Origin of the sequence: Actinomadura sp. J1-007 (genome assembly GCF_009793335.1) — a bacterium.
In the GTDB taxonomy this organism is placed as follows: domain Bacteria; phylum Actinomycetota; class Actinomycetes; order Streptosporangiales; family Streptosporangiaceae; genus Spirillospora; species Spirillospora yumaensis.
Map to the genome: position 1 here is coordinate 4,047,257 of NZ_WING01000001.1, position 19,777 is coordinate 4,067,033.

16 protein-coding genes and 1 pseudogene are annotated in these 19,777 nt (G+C 73.6%); 7 read left to right on the top strand and 10 right to left on the bottom strand.

What is annotated here, in order from left to right; genetic code table 11:
* Position 1 precedes the first annotated feature (1 nt).
* From GEV43_RS18420 to GEV43_RS18430, 3 genes are all read right to left on the bottom strand, one after another.
* The gene (locus tag GEV43_RS18420; protein WP_309239701.1) at positions 2–1,009 is read right to left on the bottom strand and encodes an ABC transporter permease subunit; all 1,008 of its coding nucleotides are present in this window, start codon (positions 1,007–1,009) and stop codon (positions 2–4) included.
* A complete protein-coding gene (locus GEV43_RS18425; protein ID WP_160821765.1) occupies positions 993–3,587 on the bottom strand; it encodes an alpha/beta fold hydrolase in 2,595 nt (864 codons plus the stop codon). Before GEV43_RS18425 ends, GEV43_RS18420 begins: the two co-directional genes overlap by 17 nt.
* 148 nt (positions 3,588–3,735) lie before the next feature.
* Entirely contained in the window at positions 3,736–4,392 is a 657-nt protein-coding gene (locus tag GEV43_RS18430) for a TetR/AcrR family transcriptional regulator (protein WP_241682950.1), read from the bottom strand.
* A gap of 86 nt (positions 4,393–4,478) precedes the next feature.
* Here GEV43_RS18430 and GEV43_RS18435 point away from each other — a divergent pair, with 86 nt between their 5' ends.
* The 3 genes from GEV43_RS18435 (at position 4,479) to GEV43_RS18445 (ending at position 8,028) form a co-directional block, all read left to right on the top strand.
* On the top strand, positions 4,479–6,311 hold the full coding sequence (locus tag GEV43_RS18435; RefSeq protein ID WP_309239702.1) for an MDR family MFS transporter: 1,833 nt from the start codon (positions 4,479–4,481) through the stop codon (positions 6,309–6,311).
* On the top strand, positions 6,311–7,129 hold the full coding sequence (locus GEV43_RS18440; RefSeq protein WP_206681209.1) for a collagen binding domain-containing protein: 819 nt from the start codon (positions 6,311–6,313) through the stop codon (positions 7,127–7,129). The genes GEV43_RS18435 and GEV43_RS18440 overlap by 1 nt, the downstream gene beginning before the upstream one ends.
* Before the next feature lie 71 nt (positions 7,130–7,200).
* A complete protein-coding gene (locus GEV43_RS18445; protein WP_160821768.1) occupies positions 7,201–8,028 on the top strand; it encodes a YceI family protein in 828 nt (275 codons plus the stop codon).
* A 56-nt stretch (positions 8,029–8,084) separates the two neighbouring features.
* Here GEV43_RS18445 and GEV43_RS18450 read toward each other — a convergent pair whose 3' ends face one another.
* From GEV43_RS18450 to GEV43_RS18470, 6 genes are all read right to left on the bottom strand, one after another.
* Complete coding sequence (locus GEV43_RS18450) at positions 8,085–8,969, bottom strand: hypothetical protein (protein ID WP_175250084.1); 885 nt, start codon at positions 8,967–8,969, stop codon at positions 8,085–8,087.
* Between the two features lie 209 nt (positions 8,970–9,178).
* On the bottom strand, positions 9,179–10,291 hold the full coding sequence (locus tag GEV43_RS18455; RefSeq protein ID WP_309239703.1) for a 2-oxoacid:ferredoxin oxidoreductase subunit beta: 1,113 nt from the start codon (positions 10,289–10,291) through the stop codon (positions 9,179–9,181).
* Entirely contained in the window at positions 10,284–12,125 is a 1,842-nt protein-coding gene (locus GEV43_RS18460; RefSeq protein WP_160821769.1) for a 2-oxoacid:acceptor oxidoreductase subunit alpha, read from the bottom strand. The genes GEV43_RS18455 and GEV43_RS18460 overlap by 8 nt, the downstream gene beginning before the upstream one ends.
* A 376-nt stretch (positions 12,126–12,501) precedes the next feature.
* Entirely contained in the window at positions 12,502–12,567 is a 66-nt protein-coding gene (locus GEV43_RS56160) for a putative leader peptide (RefSeq protein WP_375539098.1), read from the bottom strand.
* 124 nt (positions 12,568–12,691) lie between these two features.
* Positions 12,692–13,897: a hypothetical protein gene (locus tag GEV43_RS18465; RefSeq protein ID WP_160821770.1), complete on the bottom strand. Its 1,206-nt coding sequence runs from the start codon at positions 13,895–13,897 to the stop codon at positions 12,692–12,694.
* A 527-nt stretch (positions 13,898–14,424) separates the two neighbouring features.
* On the bottom strand, positions 14,425–15,519 hold the full coding sequence (locus GEV43_RS18470) for a hypothetical protein (protein ID WP_241682951.1): 1,095 nt from the start codon (positions 15,517–15,519) through the stop codon (positions 14,425–14,427).
* Positions 15,520–15,898: 379 nt separating this feature from the next.
* On the opposite strand from GEV43_RS18470, the gene GEV43_RS18475 reads away from it, so the two are divergent.
* The 4 genes and pseudogenes from GEV43_RS18475 to GEV43_RS50500 all read left to right on the top strand — a co-directional run bounded on the left by GEV43_RS18475 (position 15,899) and on the right by GEV43_RS50500 (position 18,817).
* On the top strand, positions 15,899–16,270 hold the full coding sequence (locus tag GEV43_RS18475) for an NADH-quinone oxidoreductase subunit A (RefSeq protein ID WP_160821771.1): 372 nt from the start codon (positions 15,899–15,901) through the stop codon (positions 16,268–16,270).
* Between the two features lie 98 nt (positions 16,271–16,368).
* A pseudogene (locus GEV43_RS50490) lies at positions 16,369–16,812 on the top strand (NADH-quinone oxidoreductase subunit B); the annotation flags it as partial.
* Between the two features lie 329 nt (positions 16,813–17,141).
* Entirely contained in the window at positions 17,142–17,312 is a 171-nt protein-coding gene (locus GEV43_RS50495) for a hypothetical protein (protein ID WP_160821772.1), read from the top strand.
* Positions 17,309–18,817 (top strand): NADH-quinone oxidoreductase subunit H, encoded by a 1,509-nt coding sequence (locus GEV43_RS50500; RefSeq protein WP_160821773.1) that lies wholly within the window; start codon positions 17,309–17,311, stop codon positions 18,815–18,817. Before GEV43_RS50495 ends, GEV43_RS50500 begins: the two co-directional genes overlap by 4 nt.
* 26 nt (positions 18,818–18,843) lie before the next feature.
* On the opposite strand, the gene GEV43_RS18495 is transcribed toward GEV43_RS50500, so the two are convergent.
* On the bottom strand, positions 18,844–19,476 hold the full coding sequence (locus GEV43_RS18495; protein ID WP_160821774.1) for a helix-hairpin-helix domain-containing protein: 633 nt from the start codon (positions 19,474–19,476) through the stop codon (positions 18,844–18,846).
* Between the last annotated feature and the right edge of the window lie 301 nt (positions 19,477–19,777).

Here is a 19,777-nt window from a genome sequence, read left to right on the forward strand (position 1 = left end):
CTCAGGAGACGATGTCGCGGGTGCGGAAGCGGCGGAACGCCAGCGCGAACAGCACGGCCGCGTACGCGAGCGAGACCGCCGTGCCCTTCGCCATGCCCGTCCACTGGATCTGCGGCTGGAGCGCGTCCATCCACGCGTACATCCAGTGGGTCGGCAGGAAGTCGCGCCACGAGCCGAGCGCGGTGACCGCGTCCAGGATGTTGCTGACGATCACCAGGCCGACCGCGCCGCCGACCGCGCCGAGCGGCGAGTCGGTCGTCACCGACAGCAGGAACGCGAGCGCCGCGACCACGAGCTGGGACAGCAGCGCGTACGCGACGATGATCCCCATCCGGCCGAGCGCGGTGCCGACCGGGACCGTCCCGCCCGTCGGCAGCTCGACGTCCCCCCAGCCGAACGCGACGGTGCCCGCGAGCAGCGACATCAGCGGCAGGCTCAGCACCGCCGCCACCGCGTACGCGACCGCGACGGCCAGCTTCTGCCGCAGCAGCCTGGCGCGCGGGACGGGCGACGCGAGCAGGTAGCGCAGCGACGACCAGCCCGCCTCGCTCGCCACCGTGTCGCCGCAGAACAGCGCCACCGCCACCACCAGCAGGAACCCGGTCGAGACGAACAGCGCGAACAGCGCGAAGTTCATCGCGCTGGAGGTCGCGACGTCCACCAGGCCGGGCACGCCCTCGCGCCCCGGGTCGCCGCCGATCTGGAACGCGCCGACCAGCACCCACGGCAGCACCAGCAGGATCCCGAACGCGATGAGCGTGCGCCTGCGCCGGAACTGCCGGACGACCTCCACCCGCAGCGGCAGCGTCCGCCGCACGTCGTACCCCGGCGATCCGCCGCCCCGCCCGTCGCCCTCTCCGCCGACGGCGGCGCCGGAGGCGGAGGCGGGCGCGAAGGTGCGCGCGGACGCCTCGCCGCCGGGCGGTGCGGTCGTGCCCATGTGCTCGCCCCCGCTTCCGTTCAGGCTCGTGTCCGTGCCGGTCCCGTCGGCCTCAGGCCCGCCGCTCACGCCGGCCCCCGTGGTCGCCGATGATCTCCAGGAAGGCGTCCTCCAGCCGGCGCCCGGACGTGCCGACGATCTCGGCGACCGGGCCCGCCGCGACGCGCCGTCCGCGCGACATGACGACCGCGTGCGTGCAGGTCTGCTCGACCTCGGCCAGCAGGTGGCTGGAGACGATCACGGTGCGCCCGGCCGCCGCGTACCGCACGAGGACCTCGCGCATCTCCCGGATCTGCGGCGGGTCCAGGCCGTTGGTGGGCTCGTCCAGCACGAGCAGGTCGGGCAGCCCGAGCATGGCCTGCGCGATCGCGAGCCGCTGCCGCATCCCCTGCGAGTACGTGCGGACGGGCCGGTCGAGCGCCGTGCCGAGGTCGGCGATCTCCAGCGCCTCCGCCATGCGCGCCTCGCCCGCCGGACGCCCGGTGGCCCGCCAGTACAGGTCGAGGTTGTCGCGCCCCGACAGGTGCGGCAGGAACCCCGGCCCCTCCACGAACGACCCGAGCCGCGACAGCACCGGCGCGCCCGGCGTCACGCGGTGGCCGAACAGCCGCATCTCGCCGGAGTCGGGGTGGATGAGGCCCATGAGCATGCGCAGCGTCGTGGTCTTGCCCGCGCCGTTCGGCCCGAGCAGCCCGAGCACCTGGCCCTTCTCCACGCGGAACGACAGGTCGGACACCGCGAGGTGCCCGTTGCGGTACGCCTTGGTGAGCCCGCTGATCTCCAGCGGGACGTCGCGGAGGTCCGGGTCGTACGCGGCGGCGGGCCCGGCGCGCCGCCCGCGCCGTCCGGTCGCGGCGATGCCCGCGGCGACGGCGAGCGCGACGAGCGGGAGCGCCCACACCCACGCGGGCAGCGGCGCGGCCGGGGCGCGCAGCGCCGGGACGGTCGGCACGGTCAGCCCGGACACCGCCTCAACCTGGTACGACGCGGGCCGCGGCGGTGTCGCGAAGCCCATGTCGGTCGTCGCGACGACCACGCGGAGCCGGTGGCCGCGGTCGAAGCGGTGGTCCATCGCGGGGAGCGTCACCGTGACCTCGCGGCCGCCGTCCGCGTCCGGCACCCGGAACGGCGCGGCGATCCGGCGGGCCGGTGACGCGCCGGAGCCGGGCGCGACGTCGTACAGCTTGGCGAACAGGGGGACGTCGCCCTTGCCCGTCACCTTCAGCTTCAGCGTCGCCGCGCCGGTGAGCCGCAGCGCCCGGTCGACCGGCGCGGTGTCGAACGCGGCGGACTGCCCCGGCATGTCGGCCGGGAGGCCGCCGCCGAACGCGGCGCCGCCGCCGAGGTCGCCGATGCCGCCGAGCGCGCCGAGGCCGGGCAGCGCGGAGACCGACGCGGGCGAGCCGCCCGCCGGGTTGTGGATCGTCTGCCGCCGCCCGCTCAGCGGGAGCGTCGAGGGGTGCGCGCCGAGCCCCGGGTACGAACGCGCCGTCGCGGCCTCCACCACGACGGACTGGGTGGACGAGTCGATGCCGCCCGCCCGCGTGACGGTGAACCCGTGCCCGCCGGAGCCGCTCCCGCCGGAGCCGCCGCTGGGCGTCCCGTTCAGGCGCTCGTCGAAGAAGTCGCGGACCAGGCCGCGGATCCGGCCGGTCTCGGGGTCGCCGCCGTCGTGCCCGCCCTGGAACCACACCATCGACACCGGCGCGCCGTTCCGCGCGATCGCGCGCGCGTTGGCGTCGGCCTGGTCGAGCGTGAACAGCGAGTCGGACTGCCCCTGGACGATCAGCGCGGGGACCTCGATCCGGTCGGCGACGGACGCCGGGCTCGACCGGTGCAGCGTCGCGACGGCCTCCTCGGTCGGCATCCCCGTCTCGGCGATCCGCTGGTACATCGAGCACAGCGACGGCAGGAACCGGCCGCACGCCGTCTCGCGGGCGCCGCTGGTGAAGAAGATCCCGGCCCACAGCTTCTTGAACACCCCGTCGCCCGCGCCCCGGCCCGTCGCGTCGGGGAACAGCGCGGTCGCGAGGTCGTTCCAGGTGATCTGCGGGGCGATCGCGTCCACCCGCTTGTCGTACGCGGCGGTCATCAGGGCGATCGCGCCGCCGTACGACTCGCCCGCCATGCCGACCCGCGGGTCGCCGGGCCCGTCGAGCCGCACCTCGGGACGCTTCGCGAGCCAGTCGACGAGCTGCCGGGTGTCCTTGACCTCGTAGTCGGGGGAGTTCAGCGCGATCTCGCCGCCCGAGCGGCCGAACCCGCGCGCCGACCAGGTCAGCACGGCGTACCCGGCGCGGGCGAGCCGCTCGGCCTCGCCGCGGGTGTCGTCCTTGGAGCCGCCGAACCCGTGGCCCAGCATGACCGCCGGGCCCGTCCGCCGCCCGACCGGGGCGTAGAACGAGGTGTCGAGGCTCACCCGCTGGTCGTCCTTCGGGCCGTCCACGACCTGGATGCGCTGCTCGTGGACCCGTACGGCCGCCTCGCCGGCCGCCGCGTACCCCCAGGCCGCGCCGCCGCCCGCGAGGACCGCGACGGCGGCGCCTCCGGCGGCCCAGCGCGTGCCCCGGCGGGCGCCCGCCCAGCGGCGTCCGAGCCCCGTGCCGTTCCACCGCTCCCGGAGCCGCGCGGCTCCCCCCAGCCTCATGCGGGAAAGCCTATGCGCAAGGCGAACACGGCCCGCTCCGCCGCTCAGCCGACCCCGCCTGCGCCGCCTGGGGTAGCCGCCCCGCCCCCGTTACACCCGGAGGTGTACGCCGCGTCCTCGGGCAACGCGGTCGCCGGGCGTCCGCCGGTCAGGGAACGGTGGGGGAGAGGGCCTGCGCGAACATCGCCTCCAGGCGGTCGGTCAGGGCCGCCGGCTCCGCCTCGCGGAGGTCGGCCAGCCCGAACATCCGGCGGACGGGCCCGCCGCCCATGATCAGCGTTGCGGCGAGCAGCGCGCGGGTGCGGGCGTGCGGGCCGTCGAGCTGCTCGACGATCGGCTCGACGAGGAACGCGTTCATGTGCTGCTGGAGGATCTCGCGCACCTCGGCGTTGCCGACGGAGCGGTCCATCATGCGCGACAGCGTGCTCGCCGGGCCGCGGTGGACCTGGCGGACGAAGTGCTCGGCGAGGCGGCGCGGCAGCGGCGGGCCCTCGGGCGGGCCGGGCGCGGTGATCACCGCGTTGAGGCTCGACTCGCCTTCGAGCACCTCGGCGAACAGCGCCGCCTTGGAGCCGAAGTAGCGGTTGACGAGCGCCATGTTGGCCTCCGCGGCGGAGGCGATCATACGCACGGTGACGCCGTCGTAGCCGTGCTCGCCGAACAGGTCGCGGGCGGCCTCCAGCAGCCGCTGCCGCGTGGCCTCCCGGTTCCGCTTCGGTCGTTCCCTCACCACTGCCTCGGCCTGCATGTTCCGTTCCCGCTCCCCGTCACGGCCGGTGTCCTCCAGCGAGGCTCCAGTATCCATCGAGTTGCATGTAAACAGGCGCGTACATAGGATATATGCAAAACACAGGTAATTGACTTGTTGGGGGCAGGGTGGCTCAAGCGAGCGTGGCGTCGCACGGTCCGGTGACGCCAGAGCAAGCGCGACCGCGATACACGCACCGTCAGATCCTGGAGATCCTCCTCGGTCTGATGATGGCGATGCTGACCGCGATGATCTCGACATCGGTGGTCAGCACGGCCCTGCCGACGATCGTGGGGGACCTCGGGGGCCAGGACCAGCTCTCCTGGGTGGCCAGCGCCTCGCTGCTGACCATGACGGCGTCCACCCCGCTGTGGGGCAAGCTGTCGGACATCTTCGGGCGCAAGCTGACGTTCCAGAGCGCCCTGCTCCTGTTCGTGGTGGCCTCCGTCGGGGCCGGGCTCTCCCAGAACGTCGGCCAGCTCATCGCGGCGCGCGCCTTCCAGGGCCTCGGCGTCGGCGGCCTGTCCGCCCTCGCCCAGGTCATCCTCGGCGACGTGGTCGAGCCGCGCGAGCGCGGCCGGTACTCCGGCTACATGGGCGCGGTCTTCGGCGTCGCCACCGTCGCCGGCCCGCTGCTCGGCGGGTTCATCGTCGACACCGACGGGCTCGGCTGGCGCTGGTGCTTCTACGTCTGCATCCCGCTGGCCGTGATCGCCTTCCTGGTGATCCAGCGGGTGCTGAAGCTGCCGAAGATCAAGCGCGACACCCGCATCGACGTCCTCGGCGCCGTCACGATCACCGGCAGCGCGACCGCCCTGATGCTGCTGCTGTCGCTCGGCGGCAAGGAGTTCGACTGGAACTCCACCTGGACGTACGGGCTCGGGGGCCTCGCCGTCGTCCTGCTGGTCTGCGCGGTGTTCGCCGAACGGTTCGCGCGCGAGCCGATCCTGCCGCCGCGGCTGTTCCGCAACCGGACGTTCGTGCTCGGCAGCATCGCCTCGCTCTGCATGGGCATCGCGATGTTCGGCGGCATGATCTACCTGCCGCAGTACCTCCAGATCGTCAAGGGCATGAGCCCGACCGCGTCCGGGCTGATGACGCTGCCGATGGTCATCGGCATGTTCATCACCTCCACCGCGTCCGGGCAGATCGTGACCCGCACCGGGCGCTACAAGATCTTCCCGGTGGTCGGGCTGGCGTTCGTGGCCGGCGCGATGTTCCTGCTCTCGCAGCTCCACACCGACTCCAGCAAGGTGCTGATCGGCGCGGACGTGGCCGTCCTCGGCGTCGGCCTCGGCCTGACCCTCCAGATCCTCATCCTCGCCGCGCAGAACGCGGCCGAGCCCGCCGACCTCGCCGCGACGACCTCGGGGATCTCGTTCTTCCGCAACCTCGGCGGCGCCATGGGCGTCGCCGCGTTCGGCGCGATCCTGAGCAACCGGCTGAGCGCCGAGCTGAAGGACGCGCTCGCGTCCGCGCACGTCCGGCCGCCCTCGGGCACCGGCACCGCGCTCGGCTCGCCCGACGCGATCCACGCGCTGCCCGAGCCGTTCAAGGGCCTGGTGCTGGAGTCGTTCACCAAGGCGCTGGAGACGGTGTTCATGGTCGGCGTCCCCATCGCGGTCGTCGGCTTCCTCGTCGTGCTGTTCCTGAAGGAGCTGCCGCTGCGCGGCTCCGCCGCACGCCAGGCCGCCAAGGGCGGGGACCCGGCGGCGACCGCGCCGCAGGGCCAGCCGCCCGCGGCCGGGGGACGGCACGCGCGCGGCTTCGAGCCGAACGGGCTGCGCGGCGACCAGGAGCTGGTCTCCGTCGCGCCCGTCACCGCGTCCGCCAACGGCGCCGGTTCCGGGTGGAACACGGGCAACGCTGGCACCATGGGTAACGGGGCGAGCACGGAACCCGTTCAGGCGCCCGCGCCCCCGCGCCCGCGCCCGCCCCCGTCGCCGCCGACCCCGCTCTCTCCCAAGGACAGATGATGTCGATGCAGAACGCGTACGCCTCGTCCGGGAACGGCGGGCAGTACCCCGAGGACGGCGGCGTGCCGATCCGCGGCCTCGTCCGCAGCGGCGACGGCACGCCCGTCCCGTCCGCCGCGCTCACCCTGATCGACGTGGGCGGGCACCAGCTCGGCCGCGCGATCACCCAGTCGGACGGCCGGTACGCGCTGCCGACCCCCGGGCCGGGCACCTACGTGCTGATCGCCGCGACCGGCGAGCACGAGCCGCAGGCGGCGACCCTCGTCGTCGGCGACCGGCCGGTGGACTTCGACCTGCTGCTCGCGGGCAACGGCGGCCTCGCCGGCACCGTCCGCAGCGCCGACGGCAGCCCGATCGAGGGCGCCATGGTCGTGGTCACCGACGTGCGCGGCGAGGTCGTCGGCACGGGCCGTACCGGCGCCGGCGGCGAGTACGCGTTCAAGGACGTGGTCAGCGGCACCTACACCCTCGCGGTGTCGGCCGCCGCGCACCGTCCGGTCGCGCTGCCGGTCGAGGTCGTCGGCAACGGGCAGAGCCGCCACGACGTGCACCTGCCGGCCGGGTCCCGCGTGCGCGGCACCGTCCGCGACGAGGCGGGCGAGCCCGTCGGCGACGCCCGCGTCACCCTCGTGGACGCGGCCGGCAACGTGGTCGCCATGATGATCACCGGCCCGGACGGGGAGTACGCGTTCACCGACCTGACCGGCGGCCAGTACACCGTGATCGCCTCCGGCTACCCGCCCGTCGCGACCGCGCTGTCGCTGTCGGGCGGCGGCCAGGACGGCCACGACCTCAAGCTCGGCTACCCGGACGAGTGACGGGCGCGGCCCCCGCGGCGGGACGCGGGGACACGGGTACACGGCAGCCAACTCTGGAGTGCGGGGCGTACATGGATGACAACCGGGGTCTGCGCGGAGCGGTGCGGACCAAGGACGGCTGGGCGGTACGGCACGCCATCGTGACCGTGACGGACCTCATGGGCCGCCAGGTCGCGCGCGTGCAGGCGGGGGAGGACGGCAGGGTCGCCGCCGAGCCGCTGCCCGGCGGCACGTACACGGTGATCGTGACGGCGATGGGGTACGAGCCCGCCGCGTCCACGCTGATCGTCAGCAGTTCGGGCACCGCCGACCTCGGCGCGGTGGTGCTGGCGCGGGCGGGCGGCACCGAGCTGCCGCCCCCCGGCCCCTGGACGATCGACCCGGCGCACTCCAGCGTCGCCGCGGTCGCCCAGCACCTCGGCCTGTCGAGCGTGCGGGGACGGTTCGGGGCGTTCGAGGGCCGCGTCGAGATCGCCGAGCCGGTGGAGGGCTCGACGGTGGCCGCGCGGATCGAGGCGGCGTCCATCGACACCGGCAACAAGATGCGCGACGACCACCTGCGGTCGGCCGACTTCCTCAACTCCGACGCCCACCCGGCGATCGAGTACCGCAGCACCGGGCTGACCGCCGTGGGCCCCGACCGCTGGACGGTGCACGGCCACCTCACGCTGAACGGCGTCACCCAGCCGGTCGACCTCGACCTCACCTACCTCGGCACCGGTCCCGACCCGTGGGGCGGCGTCCGCGCCGCGTTCCGCGCGACCGCCGAGCTCCGCCGCGCCGACTTCAAGATTAGGTTCAACCAGATCCTGGAAGCCGGCATCGCCGCCGTAGGCGAGAGCCTCAAGGTCGAACTGGAGATCCAGACCGTCCAAGGCGAAACCCTCCCCGAAGCCTGACCCCCGAAGAGCACGAAAGCGGGCCGCGACTTCCGTCGCGGCCCGTTCTCGTCGGGCTACTTGCCCTTGAGGGCGTGGACGAGTTTGTTGGCGTCGCCCTTGGTCTGGGGGCCCGTGACGACGACCTTGCCGTCGAGGATGGGCATGTCGACGCGGGGCAGGGTGACCAGGCGGCTGCCGACGACGAACGCCAGGTCGCGGCCCACCGTGGCCCTGGTCAGCTCGGCGAACGCCTTGCGGTCGACGTGCCGCAGCGTGACCGCCACGTCGTAGTTGCCCGACGTCACCCGCGACTTCTGCACCCGCAGGTCGGCCACCTTGCGGATCGCGATGCCCTGCGCGAGCTGGTAGCACGTCACGCCCCCGGCCGCCTGGCCGGTGATGCCCTGCGTCCCGGCCGGGCACTGGCCCGGCACCGACTGCGTGACGGGGTAGACGTGCAGCGGGGCGGCGAGCGTGACGGGGCGGGTGCGCATGGACGCGGCGATCATCCCGCCGGTCACCGCGACCGCCGCGATCAGCAGCCCGAGCGTGATCACCATGATCAGCAGCGCGGACCGGTGCTGGCGCAGCGCCTTGGCCTCCGGCGTGGCGGTCTGGCTCCGCCGCTGCGCCGCGCGGCTCCGCTTGACCTCGGCCTGCGCCCGCTGCCGTTCGGCGGAACGGGCCCGGCGGCGCTGCGCGGGATCGGCCGGGACGGGCGGCGCGGGCGGCTCCGGCGCCTTGCCGCGCTTCTTCGCGGCCTTCGCCTCGGCGCGGCGCTCCTTCTTCGCCGCGCGGCGGCCCCGGCCGGGCGACTCGGCCGGGGCGGGCGGCGCCGCCGACGGCTCGTCGGCCACGGCGACGGACGACGGCGGGGGCGGGGTGGACGGGGGACCCGCCGCCGGCTCGGTCCCCGGCGGCTCCCGACGATCCTTGCTGCGGCGCGGAACGACCCGCATCGTCACCTCCCCGGCTGCATGATCTCCACAGTCTTCCAGCATGGACCGGGGTCGCGCACTAGGGCTCAGGCCGAACCCGGCCATGAGTTCGTTCCCAATTACGGCAGTGCTCAACGCGTGACAACCGCGCGTTCCCCCGCCGGGTGGGATTGCGCGAAAAGGCCCGGATTCCCGCGTGGGAGTCCGGGCCTCGTCCGTGCGAACGCGGGTCAGTCGATGCGCCAGGTGTCGCCGCTGCCGAGCAGCGCCGCCAGGTCGCCCCTGCCCTGCGTCTCGATCGCCTCGTCCACCTGCGCGCGGAGCTGCTCGTCGTACGAGGGCCGGTCCACGGAGCGGAACACGCCGATCGGGGTGTGCTCGAACGCCGGGGAGTCCAGCCGCGACAGCGCGAACGCCTGCGACGGGTCCGGGTTGTGCGCGTCGTGCACCGCGATCTCCGACGCGGGCACGTCCGCGACGTTCACCACCTCGAACGACCCGGACGGCGAACGGCGCAGCGCCTTCTGCCGGTCGGCGCCGAACACGATCGGCTCGCCGTGCTCCAGCCGGATCGTGATGTCGTCGCGGACCGAGGCGTCCTTCAACGGCTCGAACGCGTTGTCGTTGAAGATGTTGCAGTTCTGGTAGATCTCCACCAGTGACGTGCCGCGGTGCTCGGCCGCCTGCCGCAGCACCGACTGGAGGTGCTTGCGGTCGGAGTCGATCGTTCGGGCGACGAACGTGCCCTCCGCGCCGATCGCCAGCGACAGCGGGTTGAACGGGGAGTCCAGCGAGCCCATCGGCGTCGACTTGGTGATCTTCCCGATCTCCGAGGTGGGCGAGTACTGGCCCTTGGTCAGCCCGTAGATCCGGTTATTGAAAAGGAGGATCTTCAGGTTGACGTTGCGGCGCAGCGCGTGGATCAGGTGGTTGCCGCCGATCGACAGCGCGTCGCCGTCGCCGGTGACCACCCAGACCGACAGGTCGGGCCGGGACGTGGCGAGGCCCGTCGCGATCGCGGGCGCCCGCCCGTGGATCGAGTGGAACCCGTAGGTGTTCATGTAGTACGGGAACCGCGACGAGCAGCCGATGCCCGAGACGAACGTGATGTTCTCCCGGCGCAGCCCGAGCTCGGGCAGGAACGACTGGACGGCCGCCAGGATCGCGTAGTCCCCGCAGCCGGGGCACCAGCGGACCTCCTGGTCGGTCTTGAAGTCCTTCATCGTCTGCTTGCCGTCGGCCTTCGGGACGAGCGACAGCGCGGCGAAGCCGCTGCCGTTGCCGTTCGACCCGTTGGCGCCGTTGGCGCGGCCGTTGGCCCCGCCGGCTCCGTTCTCACTCACTGTCGATCACATCCTGGATGACGCCCTGGAGCTCCTCGGCCTTGAACGGCAGGCCGCGGACCTGGTTGTAGCCGATCACGTCCACGAGGAACCGGCCGCGCAGCAGCAGCGCGAGCTGGCCGAGGTTGATCTCCGGCACGACGACCCGGTCGTACGAGCGGAGCACCTCGGCGAGGTTGGCCGGGAACGGGTTGAGGTGCCGCAGGTGCGCCTGCGCCACGTTCCGGCCGGTGCGGCGGATGCGGCGGACGGCGGCGGAGATCGCCCCGTACGTGCCGCCCCAGCCGAGCACCAGCACCCGCGCCTCGCCGGACGGGTCGTCCACCGCGAGCGGCGCGATGCCGGACGCGATGCCGTCCACCTTGGCCTGCCGGAGCCGGGTCATCTTGTCGTGGTTGGCCGGGTCGTAGGAGATGTTGCCGGACCCGTCGGCCTTCTCCAGGCCGCCGATCCGGTGTTCGAGGCCCGCCGTGCCCGGGATCGCCCAGGGCCGCGCGAGCGTCTCCGGGTCGCGCCTGAACGGCTGGAAGTCGTCCTGCCCCGGCTCGGCGAAGCCCGGCTCGATCCTGGGCAGGTCGGCGACGTCCGGCAGCTTCCACGGCTCGGAGCCGTTGGCCAGGTAGCCGTCCGACAGCAGGATCACCGGCGTGCGGTAGGTGACCGCGATCCGGGCCGCCTCCAGCGCGGCGTCGAAGCAGTCGGCCGGGCTCTGCGGCGCGATCACCGGGACCGGCGCCTCGCCGTTGCGGCCGTGCATCGCCTGGAGCAGGTCGGCCTGCTCGGTCTTGGTCGGCATCCCGGTGGACGGGCCGGAGCGCTGCACGTCGATGACCAGCAGCGGCAGCTCGGTCGCGACCGCGAGGCCGATCGTCTCGCTCTTCAGCGCGATGCCCGGCCCCGAGGTGGTGGTGACGCCGAGGGACCCGCCGAACGAGGCGCCGAGCGCCGCGCCGACCGCGGCGATCTCGTCCTCGGCCTGGAACGTCCGCACGCCGAACCGCTTGTGCTTGGACAGCTCGTGCAGGATGTCGGACGCCGGCGTGATCGGGTACGAGCCGAGGTAGATGCTGAGGCCGCTTTGCTCGCCCGCGGCGACCAGGCCGTACGCCAGCGCGACGTTGCCGGTGATGTTGCGGTAGAGGCCGGGCTCGTGCTCGGCCGGCTTGATCTCGTACTGCACCGAGAACGCCTCGGTCGTCTCGCCGTACGACCAGCCCGCCTGGAAGGCCGCGAGGTTGGCCTTCATGATCTCGGGCTTCTTGGCGAACTTGCGCTCCAGGAAGGCGAGCGTTCCCTCGGTGGGACGGTGGTACAGCCAGGACAGCAGCCCGAGGGCGAACATGTTCTTGGCCCGCTCGGCGTCCTTCTTGGTGATGTCGAAGCCGGTGAGCGCCGTCACGGTCATCGACGTCAGCGGCAGCGCGTGCACCCGGTACTCGTCCAGCGAGCCGTCCTCGACCGGGCTGGCCGCGTAGCCGACCTTCGCGAGGTTGCGCTTGGTGAACTCGTCGGTGTTGACGATCAGGTCGGCGCCGCGGGGCAGGTCCCCGAGGTTGGCCTTGAGCGCCGCCGGGTTCATCGCCACGAGGACGTTGGGCGCGTCCCCCGGGGTCAGGATGTCGTGGTCGGCGAAGTGCAACTGGAAGCTGGACACGCCGGGGAGGGTCCCGGCCGGGGCGCGGATCTCGGCCGGGAAGTTCGGCAGCGTCGACAAGTCGTTGCCGAAGGCGGCCGTTTCCTGGGTGAAGCGATCGCCGGTCAACTGCATGCCGTCGCCGGAGTCACCGGCGAAGCGGATGATGACGCGGTCGAGTTGCTGGACCTGTTTGGTCACAGAGGAAGACCTCCTCGACGCGCAGCACCCGTCCTGGGGGAGGCACCCAGGATCGTGATGCTACTTAGGCTTACCTTCATGGTATGTCCGGGGACGGATGCTCTCTTCGGGGACCTGGAGGTCAGGGAGACGGAGGCCGTCTCCGACGGCGGTGCGCGCGGCGCGCGCACCGGTGTCGCCGCCCTGGTTCCGGAGGTCCGCGGGAGAGCTCGCTCGCGGACGCCGCTCCGCCCGTCATGTGACATCCCGCTTCCAGGAAGTCGTTGCCCCGTAACACAAGAGGTATCACCTCGGGCGGCAGATCATGCGGCTCCGCCGGATTCGGGCAGGTCCTATCCGGTGGTACGGCCCGTGGAGTGCCGGACCGGCCCCGCGCTCACCCCGAACACAGGCAGCTCGCCAGGCGGCACAGGTCCACGTGCAGACGCCTGTGCAACCGCATGGCGGACGTCGGGGAACCGCTGCTCCCCAGTGGCACGGATTTCACGGCCCTGACTATAGACAGCCCGAATAGTGTTCGGCTCAAGCGGCCCTGATTTACGGCTCAAGCCCCCCGACCGGCGCGTTCATCCCGGCGGGCGCGAGGCGGGCGGGGTCGCACCGGCCCCGCCGCCGCGGCCGGACTGCGGACTCGCGCCCGGCCCGCCGCCCGGACCCGCGCCCGGACCCGCGCCTGCGGCGGAGGCGCCGCGCTCGCGGTCGATCCGGGCCAGCAGCGCGGGCACGTCCGCCGGGTCGACCGCCTCGCCGAGGACCCGGGCCTGCGCGCCGTACGGGTGCGCGCCGGGCGCGTCGAGGGCCTGGCGCATCCACGACCGCCACGCGTGCCCCTTGACCGTGCAGCGCAGCACCAGCTCGCGGTTGGACGGCACCGGGCCCGAACCCGTACAGGCGCCGAGCCGCCGCCCCTTGGAGGTGACCGTCGCCCGCAGCGCGGCGCGCGCGCCCGCGGGCACCGCGCCGTCCGGGGAGGTCAGCGTGGCGGGGACGCTCACGGTGCAGCCGTTCAAATTCTGCTCGCAGTTGACGAACGACAGCTTGCCCGGCGCGAACCGCAGCGCGGGATCGGCGGCGCCGCCCAGCTTCGCGACCCGGGCCCGGATCTCGGCGAGCAGCGGCCCCGGCGCGGCCAGCGGCGCCGCCGTGAACGTCGGGTCGCCCGGCCCCGCCGACTGGACGGCCAGCAGCCGGTACGGCGCGGACGCCGTCACCAGGTAGTCGGCGTCGGGCGTCTTGACCCGGTACGCCCGCACGCCCGCGACGTTCTCCACCGGCGGCCTCGACGCGGCCTTGACCAGCAGCTTCGCGATGGCCTCGGAGCCGAGCACGTCCGGGACGTCCAGGCCGGGCATGGACGCGGGCGCCTTGGCCCACCGGTCCGCGTACGCCTCGGGGCGGGCGCTCTCCCCGCCGTACGCGCGCCAGAACGCGGGCCCGGCCTTGATGTACGTGCGGCCGTCCACCGCGACGACGTCGGCGCGCAGCCCGCCCGCGGCCGTGAGCGTCCCGCTCGCCGACCCCTCCTTGGTGACGCGCAGCGCGGCGCGCACGGGCCTGCCGTCCGCCGGGAGCGTTCCCTCGAACCGGTAGCCGGGCCCGGCCGCGACCGCCTGCCCGGCCTGCCGCGCCCACGCCGACGGCAGCGGCGCGGCCCGCCCGCCCGCCTTCCGTCCTCCGCCGTCCCCCGCTACCGCGAAGCCGACCGCCACCGCGACGGCGACCGCGACGGCCGCCGCACCCCGGCCACGACCGCGACCCGCCGCGTGGGCCACGCCTTGACCCGCTGAACCCCCGAAACCTTCCGCCCCGCCCCTCCAGTCCCACCAGGCCCGCCGGATCCGCTGGTTCCGCCAGGCCCGCCGTGTCCGCCGGACCCGCCGGTTCCGCCAGGCCCGCCGGGTCCGCTCCCCGCCGAACCATTGCCCGCGGGACCGTTCCCAGCGGGCGCGTTGCCTGCAAGCCCGTTGTCCGCCGGGCCGGTTCCCGTCGAGCCGTTCCCCATGGGCGCATTGCCTGCGGGCGCGTTGCCTGCGGGGGCGTTGCCCGCCGGGGCGGGGCCGGTCGGAGGGGTCGGTGGGGGGCCGTCCGGGGTGGGGGTGGACGGCGGGGGAGGGGGGCCGGCGGGGACGGCCCGTCCTGTTCAACGTTCACGAGGGCTCACTCTGCTCATATCCGCATAAGGCGGGCATGTCATCAACGATGACAAGAGTGCCGGACGATCCGGGGTCCCGCTGCGGGACCGGGAATCGTCCGGCACTCCTCACACGCGCCGGCGCGGGCCGGGGCCGGCCCGGGGCCGTCAGCCGCCCTCGCCGTCGAGGCCGCTCAGCATCCCCTGGACGTCCTCGGAGGTCGCGCCGATGACCTTGTAGTCGGCGTGCTTGTAGTACGTGCCGCCGGTCGCCTTGGCCCAGCTCGACCACGCGCTGCTGTTGACCCGGCAGCTCGCCCACACCGGGGACGAGCTGCTGATCGTGATCGTGGACGTGCACTTGCCGAGCTCGCGGCCCGACAGCGTGCCCGCGGTCAGCCGGAACTGCACCTCGACCGTGAGCGGCGTCTCCGCGCCGAACGGCGGCCGGATCTTGGCCTCGACCGTGCAGCCGGAGTCGCTGTTGCAGCCGCCCTTCTTCCACTCGGCGACGGTCGGGCGGGCCGAGCCGTTGAACGCGTCCTTCAGCTCGCCGATCCGGGTGCGCATCTCCGAGACCACCGTGGAGGCGTCGCCGGAGCTCTTGCCCTGGACGTCCACGGCGACCTTGGGCGAGAAGCCCTCGAAGCGCAGCAGCTCGGCGTCGTCGGAGTCGCTGATGACGACCGTGCCGGACGCGGTGCTGAACCGCAGCGCCTTCTTGCCCTGCACCGTGGCCTTCGTCGACTTGGCCTTGGCCGTCGCGGCCTGCCGGACCTTGGTGGCGAGCGCGGCGGGCGTCAGCTCCTGCTTGAAGTCGAGGTCGAGCTTGTCGGCGCTGAGCCGTCCCCACTGCTGGCCGCTGCCGAGGTAGTAGGGCGTCTCGCTGCCCGAGATCTGCCGCTTCCAGTAGGCGCTGTCGGCCTTGACGAACAGCTTGCCGTCGGCCGACAGCATCGTCACGTTGTCGGTGTTCCAGGTCACCTGGCCGGTCGCGCGGCCGCCCTTGGTGACGCTCAGCTCGCCGCGCAGCGTGTCGGCGCCGCCGCCGAAGTCGCCCTTCAGCCCCACCGCGCGGGCGGGCGCGAGGGCGTCGGCCGCCGCGTTCAGCTTGTCCTCGTCGGACTTGCCGCCGCCGGACACGACCACGAACACCACGACCGCGATCAGCACGACGACGATCAGGCCGCCGCCGATCAGCGCGGCGATCAGCGCGCCGCCGCCGGACTTCTTGGGCGGCGGCATCCCGGGCATCCCCGGCATCCCGGGTCCGCCCGGTCCGCCGGGCGCGCCCGGGGGCGGCGGGTAGAACGGCGGCGGGGTCCCGGGCCCGCCGAAACCGCCGGGGGCGGGGGCGGCCCGCCGGGTCCTCCCGGCCCGGCCGGTCCGCCGGGTCCTGGCGTTCCGCCGGGCCCCGCCGGGGGCGGAGGCGGCGGCCAAGAGGGACCGGCGGGTGGTTCCCAGCCCGGGGGAGGCGGTGGGTTGCTCATCCGGTCACGTCCTTCCAGGTCATCAGGCCCCAAATGCATCTCTAGTGTGCAGCAAAGAGCCGACAATGTGATCCTTGCCTACCGGTCGAACGGTCCTGCCGCCGGATCGGTATCTCGGCGATACTTGACGGAACCCGCTCCGGGAGGTTGCTGTGCACGACTATTTCGACTCGTACGCGGTGGTCGGGGCGTTGCTCCTGATCGGCGGCGCCATCGTCGGCGGCGCGCTCGCCGCCAACAGGTCGCTCCGCCCGCACCGCCCCACCGCGGAGAAGCTCGCCACCTACGAGTGCGGCGTCGACCCGGTCGGCGGGGACTGGGCGCAGTCCTACGTTCGCTACTACGTGTTCGCCTACCTCTACGTGGTGTTCGCCGTCGACGCGGTGTTCCTGTTCCCGTGGGCGACCGTCTTCTCGGCCCCGGGATATGGGATGACCACTCTGGGCGAAATGTTCGTCTTCCTGGGCTTCCTCGCCGTGGGGCTCGCGTACGCCGGGAAGAAGGGCGTGCTCTCGTGGGTCTGAGGCCCGCGCGAATGCGTCCGGGGCCCTGGCGAACGGGATCGGGGCTGTAACAATGCTCCTGTGAGCACCGTGGACCTGCCCCGCCCGGCGTCGGGCCGCTGTCGCGCCTGGCGCCCAAGCCGATCAAGTTCGTGCTCAACTGGGGCCGCCGGTACTCGCTGTGGGTCTTCAACTTCGGCCTGGCCTGCTGCGCCATCGAGTTCATCGCGACCTCGATGAGCCGCCACGACTTCATCCGGCTCGGCGTGATCCCGTTCGCCCCCGGCCCCCGGCAGGCCGACCTGATGGTGGTGTCCGGCACGGTCAGCGACAAGATGGCGCCCGCGGTCAAGCGGCTGTACGAGCAGATGCCCGAGCCCAAGTACGTGATCTCGTTCGGCGCCTGCTCCAACTGCGGCGGCCCGTACTGGGACTCGTACTGCGTCACCAAGGGCGTCGACCAGATCATCCCCGTGGACGTCTACGTGCCCGGGTGCCCGCCCAGGCCGGAGGCCCTGCTGCACGGCATCGTCCGCCTCCAGGAGAAGATCGCGGGCGAGTCGCTCAGCGACCGCTACGACGGCGGCGCCGACCCGGTCGCCCCTCCGCCCGCTCCGCGTCCGCTTTCGGCCACCGTTCTCCGCCGCCCCCTCCAGCCCCGCCGCCCCGAACGAGCCCCCGCCCCCGCGGACGAGTCCCCGGCGGCCCCGAACGAGCCCCCGGCGGCCGACCGGACGACCGCGCCCGCCCCCGAGACCCCGCCGCTCCGGACGCTCCCGCCCCGACCGGACCCGCGCCCGCGTCCTCCGCGCCCGCGTCCTCCGCGCCCGCGTCCTCCGCGCCCGCGCCCGAGGCGCCCGCGCCCGAGGCGTCCGGCGGTCCTGGAACGACCTTGCCGGAGCCGCCCTCGGCGACGGACGCGACGGCCCCCGTTCCCGCACAGGACGCCGCGAACGAACCCGAACCCGCGCCCGCGCCCGAACCCCCGCCCGAGCACGATCCGTCGATCATTCCGGGACTGGACGACGACGGCGGGAACGACGACCAGATCGGCAGGACATGAGCGCCGAGGAGCTGACGGCCGCCTGGCGGGAGCGGTTCGGGGACGAGGTGTCGGCGGAGGAGACCCACGGCGGGCTGTCGGTCGGGGTGCCCGCCGAGCTGTGGATCGAGGCGCTGGCGTTCGCCCGGGACGTCCTGTCCTGCGGGTTCTTCGACTGGCTGACCGGGGTGGACGAGCTGGAGAACGGCTTCGCGGTCGTCGCGCACGTCTACTCGCTCGAACGCCGCCACCACCTCCTCGTGCGCACGCGCGTGCCGAGGGACGCCCCCGTGCTGGCCACCGCGACCGGGGTGTACCGGGGCGCGGCGTGGCACGAGCGGGAGACGTTCGAGATGTTCGGGGTGGTGTTCGAGGGGCACCCGCACCTCGTGCCGCTGCTGCTGCCGGACGGGTTCGAGGGGCATCCGCTGCGCAAGGACTTCGTGCTCGCGGCGCGCGTGGCCAAGCCGTGGCCGGGCGCGAAGGAGCCGGGCGAGTCGGGCCACGGGGCGCCGTCGCGGCGCCGCGTCCGCCCGCCCGGCGTGCCGGACGACTGGGGCCCCATGCCTGAGCTGCTGGAGATCGTCCTCAAGCTGGCGCTGGTCGCCGCGGCGTTCGCGGTGCTGCCGCTGCTGGTCGGGCAGGCCGAGCACAAGGTGATGGCGCACATGCAGGGGCGGCTCGGCCCGATGTACGCGGGCGGGTTCCACGGATGGGCGCAGCTCGTCGCGGACGGCGTGAAGTTCGCGCAGAAGGAGGACGTGGTCCCGGCGGCGGCCGACCGGTGGGTGTTCAAGCTGGCGCCGGGCGTCGCGATCGTCCCGTACCTGCTGGTGCTGCTCGTGGTGCCGGTCGGCCCGGACGGGCAGGTCGCGCTGGACCTCGGCGTCGGGCTGTTCTTCGCGCTCGCGGTGATGGGCGTCGGCGTGATCGGCGCGATCATGGCGGGCTGGGCGAGCGCCAACAAGTACTCGCTGCTCGGCGGGATGCGGGTCGCGGCGCAGCTCATGTCGTACGAGCTGCCGATGGTGTTCGCGGCGTCGTCGGTGGCGATGGCGGCGGGCACGCTGTCGCTGTCCGGGATCGTGGACGAGTGGCGCTGGTGGTGGCTGCCGTGGCAGGCGGTCGGCGCGGTGGTGTTCTTCGTGGCGGGCCTCGCCGAGCTGCGCCGCCCGCCGTTCGACATGCCGGTCGCCGACTCGGAGATCATCTTCGGCCCGTACACCGAGTACGGCGGGCTGCGGTTCGCGCTGTTCATCCTCGCCGAGTACGCGGGGATCGTGGTGCTGTGCGGGCTGACGACGGTGCTGTTCCTGGGCGGCTGGAAGGGGCCGTTCCTGGACACCGAGCTCGGCTGGCTGTGGACGCTGGCCAAGGCGTCCGTGCTGGCGTTCCTGGTGATCTGGCTGCGCGTCAGCTACCCGCGGATGCGCGAGGACCAGCTCCAGAAGCTCGCGTGGGCCTACCTGGTGCCGCTGTCGCTGGCCCAGCTCGCGCTCACCGGCGTCCTCAAGGTCGCCCTCTGACCCCCCGCGGCACCGGGGGCGGACGGTCAGGGCAGGAAGATCGAGTACTCGGCGATCTGGGGAACGAGGTCGGGCGGCAGGTCGGTGTCCACCGCGAGCTCCTCGGCCGACACGAAACCGCCCTGCTCGTCGCGGCGCCGGACGAGCCGTTCGACCAGCTCGGGCGTCAGGCCGGGCAGCGTCGCGAGCACGGCGGGCGGGGCGTGGTTGACGTCGATCAGGCCGCCGTCGTCGTAGCGGCGCGGCAGGTCGGGGCGGCCGATCCGCAGCTCGAACGCGAGCGCGGGGTCCTGCCTGGCGAGCGTGCGGGCGTCCTCGCGCATCGCCTGCCGGAACCGGGCGACCTCGATCGCGTGCTCGTTCAGCCGGCTGCGCGGGACGGTGCGCGGGAACACCGACGACCGCACCGCGAACGCGTGCACGGTGCCCGCGATCCACAGCATCAGCATCATGAACCCGCCGAAGATCCCCAGCAGCGCGTCGCCCGACTGCATCATCGTCACCACGGCCGCGGTGCCGACGCCGTACCCGGCGGCGGTCGCGCCGAGGTTCCACGAGTTGCGCCGCACCGCCGCGTAGAGGAACGAGAACGGCGTGCCGTACCCCAGCGTCAGGAACGGCACGAACGCCCACAGGATGCCGTGCGGCTCGCTCGGCATGGGCGGGGGGACGGGAGACGGCTGCATCGGCCCCATCGGCGGGGGATACGGACCGGACCAGTGGGGCTGCTGCGGTGTCCGGAACCCGCCCGTGAACCCGCTCGCGAAGCCGCCGCCGTACCCGCCCGGCCGGTGTCCCGGGGGCTGGGGACGGGAGCGCGGCCGAGGCGGCGGGTGCTCTCCCTGCGGGCCGGGGCCGTGCTCAGGCCCGAACGTGCCGTCCGTACCGTCGCTCACAAGTCCTCCTCGCCGCCCGGCTGACAGAGGCGTGGAACGGCCGGTCGCGCACGGCTGGACCCGT